This window comes from Methanosarcina hadiensis, from assembly GCF_046529725.1.
In the GTDB taxonomy this organism is placed as follows: domain Archaea; phylum Halobacteriota; class Methanosarcinia; order Methanosarcinales; family Methanosarcinaceae; genus Methanosarcina; species Methanosarcina hadiensis.
Genome location: NZ_CP136241.1, coordinates 3,186,429 through 3,205,224, shown reverse-complemented (window position 1 = coordinate 3,205,224; position 18,796 = coordinate 3,186,429). Strand labels below are relative to the sequence as shown.

16 protein-coding genes are annotated in these 18,796 nt (G+C 41.8%); 9 read left to right on the top strand and 7 right to left on the bottom strand.

Annotated features, from left to right (window positions below; all coding sequences use genetic code 11):
• Positions 1-3 precede the first annotated feature (3 nt).
• The 6 genes from RSJ42_RS13780 to RSJ42_RS13755 all read right to left on the bottom strand — a co-directional run bounded on the left by RSJ42_RS13780 (position 4) and on the right by RSJ42_RS13755 (position 7,270).
• Positions 4-1,251, bottom strand: a complete 1,248-nt coding sequence (locus RSJ42_RS13780; protein ID WP_410507842.1) for a YncE family protein — start codon at positions 1,249-1,251, stop codon at positions 4-6.
• A 461-nt stretch (positions 1,252-1,712) separates the two neighbouring features.
• A complete protein-coding gene (locus RSJ42_RS13775; protein ID WP_410507841.1) occupies positions 1,713-2,921 on the bottom strand; it encodes a C39 family peptidase in 1,209 nt (402 codons plus the stop codon).
• 765 nt (positions 2,922-3,686) lie between these two features.
• On the bottom strand, positions 3,687-4,289 hold the full coding sequence (locus RSJ42_RS13770) for a hypothetical protein (protein ID WP_410507840.1): 603 nt from the start codon (positions 4,287-4,289) through the stop codon (positions 3,687-3,689).
• Positions 4,290-4,373: 84 nt separating this feature from the next.
• Positions 4,374-4,574, bottom strand: a complete 201-nt coding sequence (locus RSJ42_RS13765; protein ID WP_410507839.1) for a Dna2/Cas4 domain-containing protein — start codon at positions 4,572-4,574, stop codon at positions 4,374-4,376.
• Between the two features lie 858 nt (positions 4,575-5,432).
• Positions 5,433-5,993: a hypothetical protein gene (locus RSJ42_RS13760; protein WP_410507838.1), complete on the bottom strand. Its 561-nt coding sequence runs from the start codon at positions 5,991-5,993 to the stop codon at positions 5,433-5,435.
• A 458-nt stretch (positions 5,994-6,451) separates the two neighbouring features.
• Complete coding sequence (locus tag RSJ42_RS13755) at positions 6,452-7,270, bottom strand: Dna2/Cas4 domain-containing protein (RefSeq protein ID WP_410507837.1); 819 nt, start codon at positions 7,268-7,270, stop codon at positions 6,452-6,454.
• Between the two features lie 141 nt (positions 7,271-7,411).
• Here RSJ42_RS13755 and RSJ42_RS13750 point away from each other — a divergent pair, with 141 nt between their 5' ends.
• The 8 genes from RSJ42_RS13750 to RSJ42_RS13715 all read left to right on the top strand — a co-directional run bounded on the left by RSJ42_RS13750 (position 7,412) and on the right by RSJ42_RS13715 (position 14,801).
• Complete coding sequence (locus tag RSJ42_RS13750) at positions 7,412-8,152, top strand: helix-turn-helix domain-containing protein (RefSeq protein WP_410507836.1); 741 nt, start codon at positions 7,412-7,414, stop codon at positions 8,150-8,152.
• Positions 8,153-8,193: 41 nt separating this feature from the next.
• Positions 8,194-9,243, top strand: a complete 1,050-nt coding sequence (locus RSJ42_RS13745) for a hydroxymethylglutaryl-CoA synthase (protein ID WP_410507835.1) — start codon at positions 8,194-8,196, stop codon at positions 9,241-9,243.
• A gap of 16 nt (positions 9,244-9,259) precedes the next feature.
• On the top strand, positions 9,260-10,432 hold the full coding sequence (locus RSJ42_RS13740; RefSeq protein WP_410507834.1) for a thiolase domain-containing protein: 1,173 nt from the start codon (positions 9,260-9,262) through the stop codon (positions 10,430-10,432).
• Positions 10,433-10,438: 6 nt separating this feature from the next.
• The gene (locus RSJ42_RS13735; RefSeq protein WP_410507833.1) at positions 10,439-10,837 is read left to right on the top strand and encodes a Zn-ribbon domain-containing OB-fold protein; all 399 of its coding nucleotides are present in this window, start codon (positions 10,439-10,441) and stop codon (positions 10,835-10,837) included.
• A gap of 97 nt (positions 10,838-10,934) precedes the next feature.
• Positions 10,935-11,477, top strand: a complete 543-nt coding sequence (gene cyaB / locus RSJ42_RS13730; RefSeq protein ID WP_410507832.1) for a class IV adenylate cyclase — start codon at positions 10,935-10,937, stop codon at positions 11,475-11,477.
• Between the two features lie 285 nt (positions 11,478-11,762).
• On the top strand, positions 11,763-12,116 hold the full coding sequence (locus RSJ42_RS13725) for an ArsR/SmtB family transcription factor (protein WP_410507831.1): 354 nt from the start codon (positions 11,763-11,765) through the stop codon (positions 12,114-12,116).
• A 25-nt stretch (positions 12,117-12,141) separates the two neighbouring features.
• Positions 12,142-14,514, top strand: coding sequence for a heavy metal translocating P-type ATPase (locus tag RSJ42_RS13720; protein WP_410507830.1), 2,373 nt, complete (start codon positions 12,142-12,144; stop codon positions 14,512-14,514).
• A gap of 86 nt (positions 14,515-14,600) precedes the next feature.
• A complete protein-coding gene (locus RSJ42_RS13715; protein WP_410507829.1) occupies positions 14,601-14,801 on the top strand; it encodes a heavy-metal-associated domain-containing protein in 201 nt (66 codons plus the stop codon).
• Positions 14,802-15,006: 205 nt separating this feature from the next.
• Here RSJ42_RS13715 and metG read toward each other — a convergent pair whose 3' ends face one another.
• Positions 15,007-17,142, bottom strand: coding sequence for a methionine--tRNA ligase (metG, locus tag RSJ42_RS13710; RefSeq protein ID WP_410507828.1), 2,136 nt, complete (start codon positions 17,140-17,142; stop codon positions 15,007-15,009).
• 326 nt (positions 17,143-17,468) lie between these two features.
• Here metG and sppA point away from each other — a divergent pair, with 326 nt between their 5' ends.
• Entirely contained in the window at positions 17,469-18,692 is a 1,224-nt protein-coding gene (gene sppA / locus RSJ42_RS13705) for a signal peptide peptidase SppA (RefSeq protein WP_410507827.1), read from the top strand.
• Positions 18,693-18,796: the final 104 nt, after the last annotated feature.

Below are 18,796 nucleotides of genomic sequence, written 5' to 3'. Positions count from 1 at the left end.
TTATTACTTTTTCCCGAGTTTCCATCCCCCATACAGGCAGATCAAGCTCCCCAATAATCCGAAGCCTGGAGTAGAGTTATTTTTGCTCGATTCATTTTCATCTGAGCTACTACCATTATCAGATTCAGAATTATTATTGTTTGAATTATTGAGTTCAACAGCATTTTTTTCTTCAGATGATGATAAGTTAGTTTCTTCAAATCCTATATCTTCAGTTGCATTGGAAGTTGTCCCTGTGCTTTGATCAGTTGCATTAGAATCTATAAAATGCCCAAAGGCAATTTCAACAGGATGATATCCTACATTTACAATGGCTATAACATTGTTTGTAGCTGTGTCAATTACAGATACATTATTGCTGTCGTAATTCGCCACATATGCCTTTGTTCCGTCTGATCTGACTGCAACTCCGCAAGGATGCACTCCTACAGGAATTGTAGTTGTAACATTATTTGTGAATGTATCAATTACAGAAACCGAATCATCTTCCCAGCTCGTCACATATACCTTTGTTCCTGCCGGGTTAACTGCAACTCCCCAAGGATATTCTCCTACATTTACAGTGGCTATAACATTATTTGTAGCCGTGTCAATTATAGAAACATTGTTGCTGCCTGAATTGGTCACATATGCCTTTGTTCCATCAGGACTGACTGCGACATCCCAAGGTTTATCTCCTACATTTACAGTGGTTATTATACTGTTTGTCACTGTGTCAATTATAGAAGTGATATCGCTGCGATGGCTTGTAACATAGATCTTTGTTCCATCGGGAGTGACTGCAATTCTATCAGGGCTCCACCCCACATTAACTTTTGCTATTACACTGTTTGTGGCTGTGTTAATTACTAAGATATTGGTACTATCACGGATCGACACATATACCCTTGTTCCCGCTGGGTTGATGGCAGATCCCCAAGAACTACCTCCAACATTCACTGTGGAATTAACTGTATTTGTTACGGTGTCAATTATAGAGACAGTGGTACTGCCTATAGCTGAGTCAGTTACATATATTTTTGTTCCGTCTGGGGTAATTGCAACTTCGCCAGGATAACCCCCTATCTTCACCTTGGCTGTAACAGTATCTGTTGTGGTATCAATTACAGAGACTGTACCCGAACTCATCACATATGCAAAGGGATCTGCACCTGCAATATCTACCTTTACTATAAGTGCAAGCGCCATTATTACAAAGATTCTTATGAGGATATTCTCTCGATATGCTTTATCACATATTATTTCTTTCATTTTGAATCTCCTTTATGGATTCTTATAGTCGAGATAATTCCAGTAAATCTAAATTTATCCAGAAATAATTTCGAGATAAATCCAAAGTATAGTTCTTCGCTGTTTTGAGTGGAAACTTACATTTATCCTATAAATGTTGAAGTGGCATCTCAACATTTAGAGACATTTATTGGTAAAAATCATATTCTGGATTGATGTTTCCCTTTTTAGTCGAGCTACTTCCCAAATATGCTATTATTTTCAACCCATACAAAACTGGAGAGCTAAAATGTATTTTACTTATGAGTTAAACTTTATATTTTAGAATATATTGCTAAATATGAAAATAGTAAATGTTGTGTGTTTTATATTTTAAGTAAACATATCAAATAATAAGAGGAGTTCGATAAACTCCGCTCTTTAGTTTACTATATACCAATCAACCGTTAAAACCAGAACTTTATCGAACTCCGTCAAGAATTTTACCTCACATATACACGTCCAACTTCTGGACCACCGTAAGTGCATTCATAATATACATTACCACCTTCCGGATCATTAATATACATATAGAAATACCCACCTTGATTTAAGTATCCCCGACAAACTCGACAATGCCCAGAAACCGTACTGAAAAAGGGTCTTTCATTGTCAATCTCGGTAACAACATCAATATTATAAAGTGCAGTAGTTCTAACAGTTGGCGTCTTATCCCATACATCTTCAACCCATTCCTCAATGTCGTCATATGAGAGCCCATATGGGGATTGCCCGTCCAAATAGTTATAGATGTACGTTTGTGAAGGGGTTGAGGTTGGAATATTAAAGTACTCACAAAGCATTTGGATAGAAGTGGGAACACAGTAATAAGTCGTTTCTTGTGTATAAATGGGAACAGAAACATATGCACTTGTTATTGTCATTATCGCTGCATCGCCACTGAGTTTTTTAACATTTTCTTCAGTGACTGCTACATTAATATTAACTCCTTTATTAGTTGCTGCTTGTTCTATAGATTTAGTAAAATTATCACTTTTCTGCCATTCCTTTAAATTTTCTTCCACGCCATTCTCCAATATCGTCTCATATATTGACCAAACTCCCAAATCTCCAAAATCGGTTTCAGTTACAGGTTTATCTTGTACCTCATCAAGGGTGTATGCATCTACAAATATCCGATGTTCATCCCCTGTTGTTTTGTCTTTTACTACGGTCATTGCCCCTACTTTTGGATAACTGTATACAACCATAACAGTTGATTTGAGTTCTCCAATTGGGTATTTATTATTGGCTATTTCTTTTGACTTCTTCATGGCTTCAGCTGCTTTATAGGGTTTAGGATCAAATTTAATGTCGTAGATAGAAGTACCCTGCGTTTTATCGGCACAAACGTCTATTGTACCTATTAATTTTTTTTCTTTATATACAGAAAATTGATAAAATAATTTTTGGCCATTTATGTCGTAAAGCTCAACTGGTTTGGGGTCAACAGATGCCCCTATCCAGTTTTCAAAGCCTGGTGCGTCGGCTGCTATAAAACTTATCATGTGCGCATTGACATGCTTAAAAGCTTCCTCAGCAGTTACAGAATAATCTTTTTCTTCCTGTGAACTTACAGCTGGTATCAATGCCATACAAACCAGCAGTGTTACTAAAATTAGCGTTCCCATTCCAATTTTGTTCTTAATCATTTGTCTTACTCCTGTTTAATTGTTCCAGGAGGCAGAATCAAGCAAGCTTAAATATATGCAAAGCTAACCTAATTATGCCTCAGGGCGCATGTTTTATGGAGTTCGGCTGAACCTGGAAAGTACATTCCAACTCCATAAATTACTCTTTGTTACTCATTATAAACTTTCTGTGCAGGTTATCAAACAATCTGAAAGGACGTTGGATTTATGATTACATTTCTAAGACGTGTTACTTAATATGACAAATTTTGTGACTTCGACGGGAATGTTTATATATAATGTAAGTACGTTTTTAAACTCAAAAAATAGGAGATGTTGATTTTAAGGAAGATACAAACCAGTCAGTCACATTCGGAAAAAAATAATTACAACTCATTACTCACATTTTGACCCCTTCCGATAAAACCGAACTTAATTTTTTTATCAATAAAGTTCAGTGCCCATTTCGCACCCTTTTATAAATTAAATTTTGCATGTCTCAGAGGGTCTTGATGAAAAACACATCAACTTTGTGGCAATTTTTATAGGAAGGTCTGGAATTTTCGCAGAATTGTAAGATTCATACACAATTTGTTGACATTATGGATTCTGTTTTTCAACTGATAGAATAAATATATTCAGTTGTCTCAAAAAATAACCTTATTTTTGAGAGGGGGTCGAAATGTGGAGGTTAATTGTAGAACCAGAGGCTTCAACCGTTTGTATATCAGATCCAACAGGCTCCAGATTACCAATTGACAGCAATCCGGTTATCCAGGTCCTTCATTACTTTTTCCTGAATTTCCATCCTCCATACAGGCAGGTCAAGCTCCCCAATAACCCGAAGCCTGGAGTAGAGTTACTTTTGCTTGATTCATTTCCACTTGAGATACTACCATTATCAGATTCAAAATCACTGTTGTTTGAATAATCCTGATCCTGATATTTCTTTAAAGACTCTTTCTCGACCATCGGACCCAGCTCTATCATGAAAGCATAGTCATCTTCCGTGATATTTTCTGGATACCTGTCCCAGATGTCCTGTAATCCAGATTTATACTCCTCTTTTTTCTTTTCGGAAACATCGAAGTTGTCAATGTATCCCATCGTAATAGCTTGACTTTCAGGATCTGTGGCAGCAAAAGCAAGCCCTCTATATGGCATACGTTTCACCACATCCGGCAAAGAAGCCTGCAGCTCCAGGTAATCCGCAATTTTTTTCATTCCTTCCTCACCCATTTCAGCCTCTAGAGCCTCCATCTCTAACTGGGCAGCATCTTTAGTCTGGTTTGTTTGCTGTTCTTCGGTGGAAGCCATTGCTAATGGCGGCAGGAATAAACACAAAACTATGGCAACATGTAGCACTAATATTCCATCTTTAGCATTCATCTGTTCTCTCCAGAGCCAACCATATAAATGGGACAGGTTTTTTCCCATTTTTTGTACTGTAAGCTTTTTCCGCCCATTTCCTGTTCAGAAAAATTTGGACATAAGAGACGAATTTGAAACGCAATGCTCTGAAAAAGTGCATTCCGGACAGAATTTTTCTTCCGTTTTTTCGGGCATTAATCCGGCTTTTATTTTCTCCACACGCCTGCATATTTTCAATACTTCCCTGCGGTCCGAACTCCGGATAACTACTTTTCTGATCAGCCTTAACTGCTTTTTGATCAAACTCTGGATCAACTTTAGCAATATAATATCTAATCTTATGTGTTTTTATGTCGCTCGCACTGAGAATTTTTGGAATCGTTCCTTTAGGACGATGCTTATAGGAGGCATAATGTAGTTCATTTAACGATTAATATAATTTCCTTTATAGATATACATTAGAATCTAAGCATCATACACATCATAGTCTTGAATGATCATCTATAAGTTAATCCCATGAAAATAACCAAAATCACAATGCATAATAATACAAATCCTATTATAAATTTAACTCCTTTTTTCATAACCCTTCACCTTTTACTATTATTTTAGTCCAAACATATGATACATTGACTCATGAATTGTGCTTAGAACTCATTTTGTTCTCCTGCGGTTAGAAATTTAGTTCCATCTGCAGGTTAATCTCTCTCCCACAAGAATATCTATCTACAAAAAATTAAAATGTAGATGTTTTTGGCTGAGATATTATATTTGTGAGTTTGGAAATTTGCAAAAATCATATTTCCCATAAAATAATTTTTAGTATTAATGATTCTACGGAATTTTCGGTACCTTTCTTTTGAAAGCATTATGAGGTTTTATGAAATAATTGTAGAGTTAACCTTGCCTTTCTTATAGTAACGCAACCAAATTTCTACCTTTGATAAATTATTTTTTCACAATCATTATAATTAAGGGGCGGTTTCTTCAAAAATAACCCGATAATTACCGTTTTGATCACATTTTATGTAAAGGTTGTCATAAAACTCACGTAAAACTATACCAGTGCCTTCAATAAATATTCCCCACTGGAAAGTTCCTCTGCCGTAGATGTCTGAGCGAGTACCTGAACTATATTCGATACTTCCTTCTTCCCAGTTACTAACTGACCAATATACTGCATAATTTCACGTACCATGAATCTATATAATGAGCATCTACAGTCTGACCATTATAAGTAAAATACCCCTTTGTATAAATTGTGTAGACTTTAACACCAGTCCAAGAATAGAGTTCCTTATATCCTGTAATAGTAGGAGTAGTCGAAACACTCGCTATAGTAGCAGTTTGAGTTACTATTTCATTATTTGTTTCTTCCTCTACGCCAGTAATAAAGAAATAGCCTCCATTTGTGAAGGTTATATTTGATCCATCTTTTAGTTGATAAGCCCTTAAATTAATTGTATTTGAAGCAGTATCATTTTCTTTAAAATTATTTATTGAAATTTTATCTTTGTTTGCTTTAACATAATTTGCAACTACATCTTCTGTGGATAAGTTTTTTGTATTAGAATTTAGTGCATCTATCAACCCTTGTTCCAATTCAGAAGGCTTCTCACTTATCTTTGAGACTTCTTGTGCACTCACAGCTGGTATCAATGCCATACTAACCAGTAGTATTACCAAAATTAACATTCCTATTCCAAACCTTTTATTGAACATTCTACTTCACTCCTAGTTCTGGTTATTTTTTCCCTAGGAGGCAGAATAAGGCAAGCTTAAATATATGCTAAGCTAACTTAATTATGCCTCTTAGGGCATGTTTTATGGAGTTCGGCTGAACCTGGTAAATTTATTTGAACTCCATAAATCCCTCTTACCTAACTCCTTATAAGTTTTCTGTCCAGATTATCAAACAATCAGAAATGATGTTGGATTTATGATTCTTTTTTTCAGAATTACTACTTATATGACTAATTGTTTGAGACTTTGGAGAGAAAACTTATATATTCATACTCAAAGCAAGTTCTTTCTTACACCTAAAAAATGAGAAATGTTATTATTAATAAAGATACAAACTGTGTTCAGCCGCACTCAAAAAAAGTCCTTACAACTTGTTACTGAACAACAGTTTTGTTTTTGCTTTTGTTATGCTGCAATCCTTTTCTGTCCATTTCTTTTCAGAAAAATTTGGACATAAGAGACGAATTTGAAACGCAATGCTCTGAAAAAGTGCATTCCGAACAGAACTTTTCTTCCGTTTTTTCAGGCATTAATCCTGCTTTTATTTTCTCCACACGCCTGCAGGTTTTCAATACTTCCCTGCGATCCGAGCTTCGGATAACTACTTTTCTGATTATCCCGAAACTGACGTACTCAACAAAAGCGAAAGGGATCTCTTTTCCGGACTCGGCTTCAAGGAGAAGGGCAAGTGATGCAACATGTATTCTATCCGATGCCCACACTCCCTGGACGGGACAGCTTCCGGGCTTTATAATCGATGGGACATTCATGCCTTCAAAACAGACTATCTTGGAGGGTGCTCCCTTCAGGTTCAGGCGCTCTGAGAAAATAATGGGTTCAGTTTTTACAGGGGTAAGTGCCGCAAGCATGGAGTCTTTTCCGAATTCTTCAAGTCCTTTGAGAAGGTTAGCTGCGATTTCAGGAATTTTAGCTCTCGCCCGCGCATTCCCTTCTTCCAGAAATCCCTTTTCTGTGCGTGCAAATTCTTTTGGAAACATTAGCGGGAGATCCTTACATGCCTGGTCAAGGGCAGCCTCAAGTTCTTTGCACATAGTATCGGCGTTTAACGAACACATTTTCACAATTTCCGGATAATTCATAGAGAGTTCTTTCAGAAGCATTCTTTCGAGCCGTGAAACGTTTATTTCCGGAAGCAATTCAAATCCGCGGCTGACAAAGTAAACACGCCGTGGGCAATTGATATATAATAGAATGTCCGAAACGCTGATTTCCGGTCTCCGTGAATTTTCAGGCATCACATTCTAATTCCTCTTACATTATTTATAAATTTTTTCAGACAGAAGCCTCTCTTATCCGACAGTCAATGCTCTGCGACAATTGCCGAATTGACATTCGTTAGATATATATGCTAATGTTTCCTCTAGATTAAGTAAGTCATGACGTCAAATGATTCCTCGGAAAATCTACGCAACCGCCTGGCGGAAAAAATGGCTGGAGATATCACACTCTCAGAGAAACCCGGAGAGTCCCTGAAGAAATGGAGGTTAAACTTCGAGATATCCCAGACAGATATTGCAAATTACCTTAAGGTCTCTCCTTCCGTTATCAGCGATTATGAAAGTGGGAGGCGAAAGTCTCCAGGGACACTGATTGTCCGGAAGATCGTGGAGTCCCTGCTTGAAATTGATCTCGAGAGGGGAGGCAAAAAGATTCACGCCTATGAATCTATGCTCAGTGCCGAAAGCGGCTCCAAATCCATCTACTCAACCTACGAGTATACTCTCCCGATACAGCTTGCTAAACTGGTTAACCTTATTGAAGGCGATATAGTCTATAAAGGGATTGAAAAGCCTCTATATGGTTTCTCTGTTGTCGACAGTCAGCGGGCAATCCTGGAACTCTCCTCGCACGAGTTCCAGAAGCTCTACGGCTGGAGTACGGACAGAGCCATGATCTTTACAAAAGTCAGCACTGGAAAATCCCCTCTGGTGGCTATTCGGGTAACCAACCTGAAACCCGGAGCTGTTGTGCTTCATGGGCTTCGTAAAGAAGAGGTCGAACCTGTTGCAGTCAAGATGGCGGAAGTAGACCGTATTCCTCTGGTCGCAACTACAATGGAACTCGATCAGATTGTGCAGCTACTGAAAAAATACAGTCAATACTACGCAAGGGAATGACCCCTGAAAGAAACCCTAAATAATTAAAAACAGGTGAAAGCATGGCCATTGGAATTGTATCTTACGGCGCATATGTTCCGAGATACCGCATAAAAATTGAAGAAATTGCCCGGCTCTGGGGTGATGACGCAGAGGCTCTCAAAAATGGTCTCATGGTATATGAGAAATCCGTACCTGATATTGACGAAGACGCAGCAACGATTGCCGTGGAAGCAGCAAGAAATGCAATGATAAGGAGCGGCGTCGATCCCTCCAGAATCGGGGCGGTGTATACCGGTTCAGAAAGTCATCCTTACGCTGTAAAACCGACAAGCACTATCGTAGCCCAGGCAATTGGCGCAACCCCGGTAATGACTGCAGCAGATTTTGAGTTCGCATGTAAAGCGGGAACAGCTGCAGTCCAAGCATGTATGGGGCTTGTAGGTTCAGGAATGGTCGACCTCGGCCTTGCTATAGGAGCGGATGTTTCCCAGGGAGCCCCAAGTGACGCACTTGAGTACACCGCAGCAGCAGGAGGAGTCGCCTGCCTTATAGGGAAAAAAGAGTCCGAACTTGCTGCCATTATTGAGGATACATACTCTTTTACAACAGATACCCCCGACTTCTGGCGAAGAGAAGGAATGCCCTATCCCGAACACGGAGGACGTTTTACGGGAGAGCCCGGGTACTTTAAACACATAACAAACGGAGCAAAAGGTCTTCTTGAGAAACTCGGGACAAAGCCTTCAGATTATGATTATGCAGTCTTCCACCAGCCAAACGGAAAATTCCCAAGCAAGGCTGCAAAGATGCTCGGGTTCACAAAAGACCAGATAACTCCCGGACTTGTTGTCCCGAAAATAGGAAATACTTATTCAGGTTCCTGTCTGATGGGAATTGCTGCAACCCTTGACCAGGCAAAGCCAGGAGACAGGATTTTTGCAACTGCCTTCGGTTCAGGAGCAGGATCTGACGCATTCAGCATAACAGTTACAGACAGGATTGAGGAAATCCGAAACAGGGCTCCGACGGTTTCCGAGCTTATCAAAGATCCTGTATACATCGATTACGCAAGGTATGCCAGGCATAAAGGCAAGATCCGCCTGGCCTGAAAACGGGGTGAATATAATGAGAGATGTAGCAATTATCGGAGTAAAGAATACTAAATTCGGGGAACTCTGGGAGCGTTCCTTGAGAGATATAGTTGTAGAAGCAGGAATCGGCGCAATCGAAGATGCAGATGTAAGCGGAAAAGATATCGACGCCCTTTACATAGGAAACATGAGTGGAGGCCGTTTTGTTGAGCAGGAGCACATAGGCGCTCTCATTGCAGACTATTCCGGGCTTTCAAGAAACCTCCATGTCCCGGCTACCAGGGTGGAAGCTGCATGTGCTTCAGGAGGGCTTGCCCTGCGCCAGGCTATAATGGCTGTGGCTTCAGGCTACAGTGACATTGTAGTTGCGGCAGGAGCAGAGAAAATGACAGATGTAGGTTCCGAAGAAGCATCTTCAGCTCTTGCAGCAGCTGCTGACCGGGAATGGGAGGGAATGGCAGGAGCAACATTCCCCGGGCTTTATGCAATGATTGCAAAACTGCACATGCACAGGTACGGAACCACAGGTGAACAGCTTGCAGAAGTAGCAGTAAAGAACCATAAAAACGGGTGCCTTAACCCGATTGCTCAGTATAAGAACGCAATCACCGTAGATGATGTACTGAAGTCGATAATGGTAGCTGATCCATTACATATCTTTGACTGTTCTCCGATTACAGATGGAGCTTCAGCACTTGTCCTGGCACCTGCGGAAATTGCCCACAAATACACTGACACTCCTATTTACATTAAAGCAACAGCGCAGGCAAGCGACACCATTGCCCTGCATGACAGAAGGGATATTACAACCCTGGATGCAACCGTGATGGCTGCGAAGAGGGCATACTCAATGGCAAAATTGGCTCCCAAAGACATCGACCTCGTTGAAGTGCATGACTGCTTTACCATTGCCGAGATCTGTGCAATTGAAGACCTGGGCTTTGCTGAGAAAGGAAAAGGCGGAATTGTTACCGAAAACGGGGAAACCGCAATTGGTGGCAGGATCCCTGTCAACACCTCAGGCGGTTTGAAAGCCTGCGGACATCCTGTAGGAGCAACAGGCATAAAACAGGCTGTGGAAATCGTAACCCAGTTGCGCGGAGAAGCAGGCAAGCGCCAGGTAGCAGGCGCTGAGTACGGAATGGCCCATAACGTAGGAGGGTCTGGAGCGACAGCTGTGGTACATATTTTCTCGAGGGAGAGGTGATATTCGATGTCTTCTGTTCCAAGATTCTGGAGAAACCTGGGTAGCAGGTACAACCTCGAAGGGACCCGATGCAAGGAATGCGGGGAATATTTCTATCCTCCACGCAATGTTTGTGTAAACTGCAGGCGTATGGGTGAACTCGAATCCTTCAAATTCAAAGGCACCGGCGAAATCGTAACCTATACACTGATTCATACCGCTGCTGAAGGTTTTGAAGGTCAGGCTCCTTATACTCTTGCAATTATTAAACTGGATGAGGGCCCCCGTCTCACCTCCCAGGTAGTTGGCGACCCTGATAAAATCCAGATAGGAACGCGGGTCAGGTCCGTGTTCAGAAAGCTCGGCGAAGACGGTGAACGTGGTATGATCTACTACGGCACCAAGTTCGTTCCTGTAGATGCCTGATTTATCCGGATTCTTTCCTCCGGTCCGGGCATCCCATTATTTAATAATGAATCAGCCCATAATCGAATCATTAACCGAACCGGAGATGTCTGGAATTATGATTGAAGTCGAAGTTAAGGTAAGAGCGGATCACTCAAAGATCCGCCCTGTCCTTTTAGAAATGGGGGCAAGTAAAATCGGGGTTGAAGAACAGTCAGACGTCTATTTTGCAGCTCCATACCGCGATTTTGCAAAAACCGATGAGGCGCTCAGGATCCGCTCTCTGGGAGGACACTCTGTACTGACTTATAAAGGTCCCAAACTCGATAAAGTTTCCAAAACCAGGGTAGAAATCGAAACTCCTGTGGATGAAACTGCTGTAGCTAAAATTTTCCACTCTCTGGGCTTCACGGAAGCCGGTGCAGTCCGTAAAAAAAGGGAAATTTTCAGGGCAGGAGAAATCACTGTCTGTCTTGATGCAGTTGAAGGGCTTGGAGAGTTTCTGGAAGTAGAACTTGATGTGGAAGACGGAAAAGATCTCGAAAGTCCAAGGATTCAGTTATTTAAATTCTTATCTCAGTTTGGGCTGAATGAAAACGATTCTATTCGGACTTCCTACCTTGAAATGATACTGGAAATGAGAATCCAGAATCACTATTAAATTCTTGAAATCTTATTATTCTGAACTCTTTCTTTTATGTTTTATTCTTTTCTTCTTTTTCTTCCTCCCCTGTCTTTATTCAGCCTTTACTTTTTTAAATTATTTTTTAGTTTACTTTTTTAAATTATTTTCTAATTTGGTAAAGAGAATTTCAGGCTTGTAAGTTTAGTGTCCATGTAATTGAAACAAAAGTTTTAATAACAATTGAGTATTTATTCATAATTACATCTGAGCATATGTTCATATATTACTGTATCCAAACACGCTCAAATTGGAGAATTCGCTGTGGTTGAACTGGATAGGTGCGAGGTTAATTGTATACATGACGAGGCTGTAAAAGCAGTACGAGAGGCTATATTTAGTGAAGATATAGCTATCTCTCTGGCAGAACTGTTCAAGGCTCTGGGAGATCCAACAAGAGTAAAGATACTGTTTTCGTTAATGACCAGAGAACTTTGCGTTTGCGACCTCTCGGCTGTCATAGGTGTCTCGGACTCGGCGGTATCTCATCAGCTAAAAATTCTCCGGACTCTGCGCCTTGTCAAGTTTCGGAGAGACGGAAAGATCCTGTATTATTCACTGGCTGATGATCACGTTGAAAAACTGTTCGCTCAGGGGTTGGAGCATGTTACTGAGTGAAATCCAGAATAATGAAGAATAAATAATGGCCGAGGAGGCGGAAAGAACGGAACCGGCAGTATCATCCAAATTTCTCGTAACAGGTCTGGACTGTGCGGATTGCGCGGCTAAAGTGGAAAAAGCCGTTAAACGTATTCCTGGAGTTATTAGTGCAACAATTGCTTTTCCTGCTGGTAGATTGGATGTGGATTACGATCCTCAGCAAACCGGCATTACTCAGGTAATAGACAAAGTTAAAAAATTGGGTTATGAAGCACAGGAAGAAAGGAAAACATCGGAAGCTTCTCAGACAACTGATTTTTGCATAATGGGACTGGATTGTGTGGACTGTGCGGCTAAGCTGGAAAAACGTATCTCTAAAGTGCCTGGGGTCGAGAGTGCCCAGATAAACTTTGGTACTTCTAAAATTACGGTAACTCATAGCGGGCCAGCAGCAGAAATTCTGTCAACAATTGAAAAAATGGGTTATTCAGGGAAAGTGGACACGGATTTTCAGATAAAAAATGAACCGGCCAGTAACTGGAAATCGAATCAGTACATTAAGCCTACAGTTGTTTCTTTCATTATGCTGGTCTTCGGGTTTATTGCCGGAAGGCTGGAAGCCCCGGAGTTGATGGTCAATGTGATATTCCTCATCGGGATTCTTCTGGGCGGTTTTCTGCCAGCCAGAAACGGCATTTCAGTACTGGTTAATGCCCGTGAATTTGACATGAATCTCCTCATGACCATAGCGGTAATCGGTGCTTCAGCACTCGGTACTTTTGAAGAGGCTGCAACTGTTGTGTTTCTTTTCTCTTTTGGAAACGCTCTACAGAGCTATACCCTTGATAAAACAAGGAATTCCATTAGGGCTCTAATGGACCTAACTCCAAATGTAGCTCTGGTCAGGCGAGGAACGTCTGAAATAAAACTGCCAGTAGAGCAACTTGCAATCGGAGATGTCATTATCGTTCGTCCGGGAGAGAGAATTGCTATGGACGGCAAAGTATCTGCTGGTTATTCAACCGTGAACGAGGCCCCAATCACAGGAGAGTCTATCCCTGTGGAAAAACAGCCTGGTGACGAGATTTATGCCGGAACTGTCAACGAACGCGGTTCGCTTGAGATTAAAGTTACCAAATTGGCCAGGGACAATACAATGTCCAGAATTATTCATATGGTGGAGGAAGCTCAGGGAAAGAGGGCACAATCTCAGCAATTTGTCGATAAGTTTGCAAAATATTATACCCCTTTTGTTATAGTTCTGTCTGCTATGGTTGCTACGATACCCCCATTGTTTTTTGGACAGCCTTTCGAGAAATGGTTTTACGAGGCAATGGCTATGCTGCTGGTAGCATGTCCCTGTGCACTGGTAATATCTACACCTGTGTCTATCGTAGCTGCAATAGGTAACGCGGCAAAAAACGGTGTACTCATTAAAGGAGGCATGTACCTGGAAGAAGCAGGGGCTTTGTCAGTGATTGCTTTTGATAAAACTGGCACTCTTACGGAAGGTAAACCGCAGGTAACTGATATTATTCCTACTGATGGCATTCCGGATAAGGAATTTTTGTCGATAGCATCAGCAATTGAAAGCCGGTCAGAACATCCTTTGGCTGAAGCGATTCTAAAAGCCGCTGAAGAACACGGAGCAGAAGTGTCTGTCATATCTGCATTTGAGGCAATTCCCGGAAAAGGGGCCAGAGCAGTAATCCAGGGGAAAACTTACCAGATAGGCAATTCCAGGCTTTTTGCTGAACGGACAATGGACCTGAAACATGTTGAGGATGAAATTTCCCGTCTGCAGAACGAAGGAAAAACTGTAATGATGCTCGGAGACGATTCCCGAATTCTGGGCCTTATTGCTGTGGCAGATGTATTGCGGGAGAATTCCGGGCAGGCTGTAAGGAAGCTGAAGAAAGCAGGTATTAAAAAAGTCATAATGCTCACCGGAGACAATGAAAGCACTGCTCGTGCTATTGCCGCAAAATCAGGAGTCGATGATTTCCGAGCAGATCTATTGCCTGAAGACAAGCTGGATACAATCAAGGGCCTCCTTGCCGAACATGGAAAGGTGGCTATGGTTGGCGACGGTGTCAATGATGCCCCTGCTATGGCAATGTCTACAGTTGGTATTGCAATGGGCGCTATAGGGACTGATACAGCACTGGAAACTGCGGATATCGCCTTGATGGCGGACGACCTTACAAAACTGACCGATACAATAAAACTGAGCAGGAAAACGCTGGGTATCATCAAACAAAATATCGCTTTTGCCCTGATAATTAAAGGCTTGATTCTTCTGCTAGTCATTCCAGGGTGGCTGACTATGTGGCTGGCTGTTATCGGAGATATGGGTAGCTCACTTCTGGTCACTCTGAATGCTATGAGATTATTGAGAGTAAAACACGAAGACTAAACCTGAATTTACAAACTTAGGGGCTAAAAAAGAAGTAAAAAAGAAATTAAAAAGAAATAGCAAAGGAATAAAAAAGGAGTAGAAGTATGGAAACTTTAAAGGTATTAGGTGTGGATTGCAAAAATTGTGCAGCGAATGTGAGTAAAGCCCTGGAAGGCATTGGCGGCATCGAAAAGCTTGACATAAGGCTTTCAGAGAAATTAGCAATCGTAACCTTTGATCCTGACAAGATTAGCAGGCAAGGAATTACTGAAAAAGTGGAAGATTTCGGCTTTGAGGTAGAATAAATATGTATATTTACCACACTATTGATATCTGGGGCTTGAGCTGTTTTTCTTAACAGTCAGGAAAGAGAACTGTCAGGCTATGAAATCAATATATACCGAGTTTGTCACAAACGCTATTTGTTCGTTAAATGCAAAAGTCTATAAATTATTCATGCCCGATTCTTACGGGCATGAAAATAGATGATTTTCGATTTATTCCTGAATTTTACCTTATTCTTGAACCTGGTTTTATCTCTTTATCCGGCATCAGAGCTGCTACAATAACTCCACCGTCATCGGCTGCGAGCATCATGCCGTTAGATTCAACTCCGCAGAGTTTGGCAGGCTTCAGGTTGGCGAGCACGATTACGGACTTGCCGACAAGCTCTTCTGGAGTGTAATATGAAGCCATGCCTGCAACAAGCTGCCTCGGCTTTTCCTCTCCAATATCCACTTCAATCCGCAGGAGCTTTTTTGACTTCTTTACAGGCTCGGCAAAGACAACTTTTCCTACCCTGATGTCAAGCTTTGCAAAGTCCTCGTAGTCAATCATGGGAAGGGTTTCTATTTGCTCTTTTTCTTCTGTTTTTCCAGCATCTCCGGCTTTTGCGGCTGTCTTTGCTTCTTCTGAGGGTCCCATTCCTTCGGACTTGGAGGGTTCCTTTTCGCCTCCCTTCACTCCATTCCTCTTTGCATTTGCGGCTGCTACACGCTGGTTTGCAATCTCTTCCATCTCTCCTATCCTGTCGTCTTCAAGCTTGGTAAAGAGGATTTCAGGTTTTGCAAGTTTTGTGCCTGATTTCAGAGGGATAAAAGCGTCATCATAAAGGGCAGCATGTATATCGCTTTCCTGCCCGAGCCCTTTCCAGGCTTCTTCCATGGTCTGCGGGAGCACAGGTTCAAATATAAGGCTCAAAGCTTTTACCAGGTGCAGGCAGTTATAGACAACCTGTCCGCATGCGGCTCTGTCTTCTTTTATCAGTTTCCAGGGTTCGTGGGACTGGAAATAAGTGTTTCCAAAGGAGGCAAGGGTCATGGCAGAGTCAACGGCTTTCTTGAACTCGTACTCAGCCATGCCGGCTTTGACTTCTACAAGTGCCTTCTCTATTTCTTTCTGAACTTCAGGCTCGACTTTACCTTCCGGAACCTCTCCATAGTTCTTGAAAGCAAAGAGCATGGTTCTGTAAAGGAAGTTTCCAAGCACTGCTACCAGTTCGGCATTAATCTTTTCCTGAAGCACGCGCCAGGAGAAGTTCAATTCTTTGGTGTGGGAGGTGTAGCTTGCAAGGTAATACCTGAGAAGGTCAGGGTGGAAGCCGTGGTCAAGATAATCTTCCCCTACCCAGACTACATAGCCTCTGGTTTTGGAGAATTTCCTGTCTTCAATTTTGACCATGCCTGAGGCTACAACTGCTGTGGGCACGGAATAATCTGCGCCTTTAAGCATTGCAGGCCAGAAAATGCAGTGGTGGTAGGTTATGTCCCCCCCGATAAAATGGACTATTTCCCCATTGCCTTTCCAGAATTTTTCCCAGGAATCTCCAGCCTGTGCAGCCCACTCCTCGGTAAAAGCGATATATCCTATCGGGGCGTCCACCCAGACATAAACTACAAGATCATCGTGTCCCGGGAATTTTACTCCCCATTCAAGGTTCCTTGTAATGCACCAGTCCGTAAGACCCTGTTTTACCCAGCCTATTGCATAGTTAATGGCGTTTGTAGTCCCTCCCAGGTCGTTTGAGAGGTAATTCATCAGGTAGTCGCTAAATTCGGAAAGTTTGAAAAAGAAGTGTTCCTGCTGGCGGTACTCTGCAGGGCCCCCGCAGATAGTACAAACAGGATTTTGAAGTTCTCCCGGCTCCAGATGTTTTCCGCAGCCCTGGTCGCACTCGTCTCCTCTGGCAGTTTCTCCACAGTGTGGGCAAGCCCCTTCTACATAGCGGTCAGGAAGGAAACGGTTGCATGCAGGGCAGTAGGCGATCTCTATAATTTTCGGGTAAACATACCCTTTTTCAATCAGCCTGCTTACAATGTCAAGGGTCCGGTTGTGATTCTCTGGATCGTCCGTTGTCCCGAAAGCATCAAAGTAAATTCCGAGCTGCTTGAAAGTTTCATCAAAGTGCCTGTGATATATCTCTACAAGTTCTTTAGGAGTTATTCCGAGCTCTTCGGCGTTTACGACAATAGGGGTGCCATGTGTATCCGAGCCACAAACAAAGGTAACTTCCCTACCTTCTTTCTTCAGGGAGCGGGCAAAAATATCAGCGGGCACATAGGTCCGGAGATGCCCTATATGTGCCTTGCCGTTGGCATAGGGCAGGCCACACGTGACAAGTACGGGTTTACTGGATGAGTTTGACATTCTTATCTCCACATATTTTTATAGATGTATCTCTTCTGGATGACTGCAATTCTAAAATATATTTCGCTTATTGTGCTTTCAGGGGAATTTATTTGATGGATAGTAGATAATCATATATAAAGAGGGATGGAATTCAGAGAAAAATAAATAGTTGCTCTGACAATTCAGACTTATTGAATAATTTTTTTATTTGTGGGCTTTAAAAAATATACTTCTGGCAGTTCCTTTACCAGGGAACCTGTGCCCCTTAACTGGAGTTTTCAGCAATGAAAAAGTACAGACCGGGGAAGCTAGAGAAATAAATCCAAAAATACGGTCCTGTCAACATGAATAATGAAAAAATAAATTCAGAGAGTGCAGATTCGAAAGGCATAAGTCCGGAAGAGATCTCAAAGGGCGACCTTTTGAAAAATAATGTTTATAATATAAAAGAGACTACTCTACCTGAAGGCGACATGTCGGAGGGCACAATCAAGGAAATTTCTTCTGCCCCCTATTCCACTCATGAAGGAATGGAGCCGACAAAAGAAGATATTCAGGGATTTTCTCCTCTAAACCTTAATAAAAAAACTGTTGAAAGTGAGAGTTTAAGCATGAATTCGGGTTCTCCTTCTTTACCGAAAAAGAAACGCAGCGGTACATCCTATCTTGTGGTATTTCTGGCTTTAATCGCTGTTATTCTGGTCAGTATAGCTGCTATTTTTTATGGGCTTGGTTTCGGGGGAGATCTCAGGAGTTCCGATAAGATAGCGGTAATTTATGTGCAGGGTACCATGCTTACCGGAAATGTTCCTGCAGGGCTCGGCTATGCAACTTCGGAAGAGATTTGTGAGAAGATTCACTCTGCTGTAAAGGATAAAAATGTCAAAGCGATCGTGCTCAGGGTAAACAGTGGAGGAGGGTCTCCTTCAGCTGCACAGGAAATATCAATTGAAATAGAAAAAGCCCAGCAGCAGGGCGTCCCGGTTATTGTTTCCATGGGAGACCTTGCAGCCAGCGCTGCATATTATATCTCTGCACCAGCAGACTACATATTTGCAAACCCCTCTACAAATACGGGATCTATTGGAGTTATCTGGACTTTTGAGAATATGTCCGGTTTTTACCATAATGAAGGTATAGATTATTACATTTCGAAGTCCGGAGAGTTCAAAGATATGGGAGGGAACTGGAGAGGGCTTACCGACGAAGAGAAAGAATATGCTGACGCGGTTGTAATGGAAAGTTATGACGAATTTGTGATACAGGTTGCCGACGGGCGCAATTTAAGCCGGAGTGAAGTAAAAGAACTTGCTGATGGCCGAATCTATACCGGAGCCAAAGCAAAAGAGCTGAGGCTTGTCGATGATTTTGGGAACCTTTATGATGCAATTGATAAGGCTGCGGAACTGGGAGGCGTCCAGGGCGAGCCAAGGGTTGTATATATGAACAGGGTAAGCATTTCAAGTCTGCTTCTCGGCTCGGAATCCAATGATTCTACCGAGGCCAGACAATTTGTCAGTTATTTTGAGGAAAGTCCTTACGGGAAAATCATTGCCTCTATAAGGTAATTTATGGATTTCCCGACTTTCCTTTTTCCGTTACTTATTTTTTCAGTCGGTACCTTATAACAGGCACAGCCTGAAAATCGCAAAATATATATTAGCTAACACGC

What these genes read in the sequence shown, in the direction of transcription:
- RSJ42_RS13780 (WP_410507842.1), bottom strand. Translation starts at nt 1,251, where the DNA reads ATGAAAGAAATAATATGTGATAAAGCATATCGAGAGAATATCCTCATA.
- RSJ42_RS13775 (WP_410507841.1), bottom strand. Translation starts at nt 2,921, where the DNA reads ATGATTAAGAACAAAATTGGAATGGGAACGCTAATTTTAGTAACACTG.
- RSJ42_RS13770 (WP_410507840.1), bottom strand. Translation starts at nt 4,289, where the DNA reads ATGAATGCTAAAGATGGAATATTAGTGCTACATGTTGCCATAGTTTTG.
- RSJ42_RS13760 (WP_410507838.1), bottom strand. Translation starts at nt 5,993, where the DNA reads ATGTTCAATAAAAGGTTTGGAATAGGAATGTTAATTTTGGTAATACTA.
- RSJ42_RS13755 (WP_410507837.1), bottom strand. Translation starts at nt 7,270, where the DNA reads ATGCCTGAAAATTCACGGAGACCGGAAATCAGCGTTTCGGACATTCTA.
- RSJ42_RS13750 (WP_410507836.1), top strand. Translation starts at nt 7,412, where the DNA reads ATGACGTCAAATGATTCCTCGGAAAATCTACGCAACCGCCTGGCGGAA.
- RSJ42_RS13745 (WP_410507835.1), top strand. Translation starts at nt 8,194, where the DNA reads ATGGCCATTGGAATTGTATCTTACGGCGCATATGTTCCGAGATACCGC.
- RSJ42_RS13740 (WP_410507834.1), top strand. Translation starts at nt 9,260, where the DNA reads ATGAGAGATGTAGCAATTATCGGAGTAAAGAATACTAAATTCGGGGAA.
- RSJ42_RS13735 (WP_410507833.1), top strand. Translation starts at nt 10,439, where the DNA reads ATGTCTTCTGTTCCAAGATTCTGGAGAAACCTGGGTAGCAGGTACAAC.
- cyaB (WP_410507832.1), top strand. Translation starts at nt 10,935, where the DNA reads ATGATTGAAGTCGAAGTTAAGGTAAGAGCGGATCACTCAAAGATCCGC.
- RSJ42_RS13720 (WP_410507830.1), top strand. Translation starts at nt 12,142, where the DNA reads ATGGCCGAGGAGGCGGAAAGAACGGAACCGGCAGTATCATCCAAATTT.
- RSJ42_RS13715 (WP_410507829.1), top strand. Translation starts at nt 14,601, where the DNA reads ATGGAAACTTTAAAGGTATTAGGTGTGGATTGCAAAAATTGTGCAGCG.
- metG (WP_410507828.1), bottom strand. Translation starts at nt 17,142, where the DNA reads ATGTCAAACTCATCCAGTAAACCCGTACTTGTCACGTGTGGCCTGCCC.
- sppA (WP_410507827.1), top strand. Translation starts at nt 17,469, where the DNA reads ATGAATAATGAAAAAATAAATTCAGAGAGTGCAGATTCGAAAGGCATA.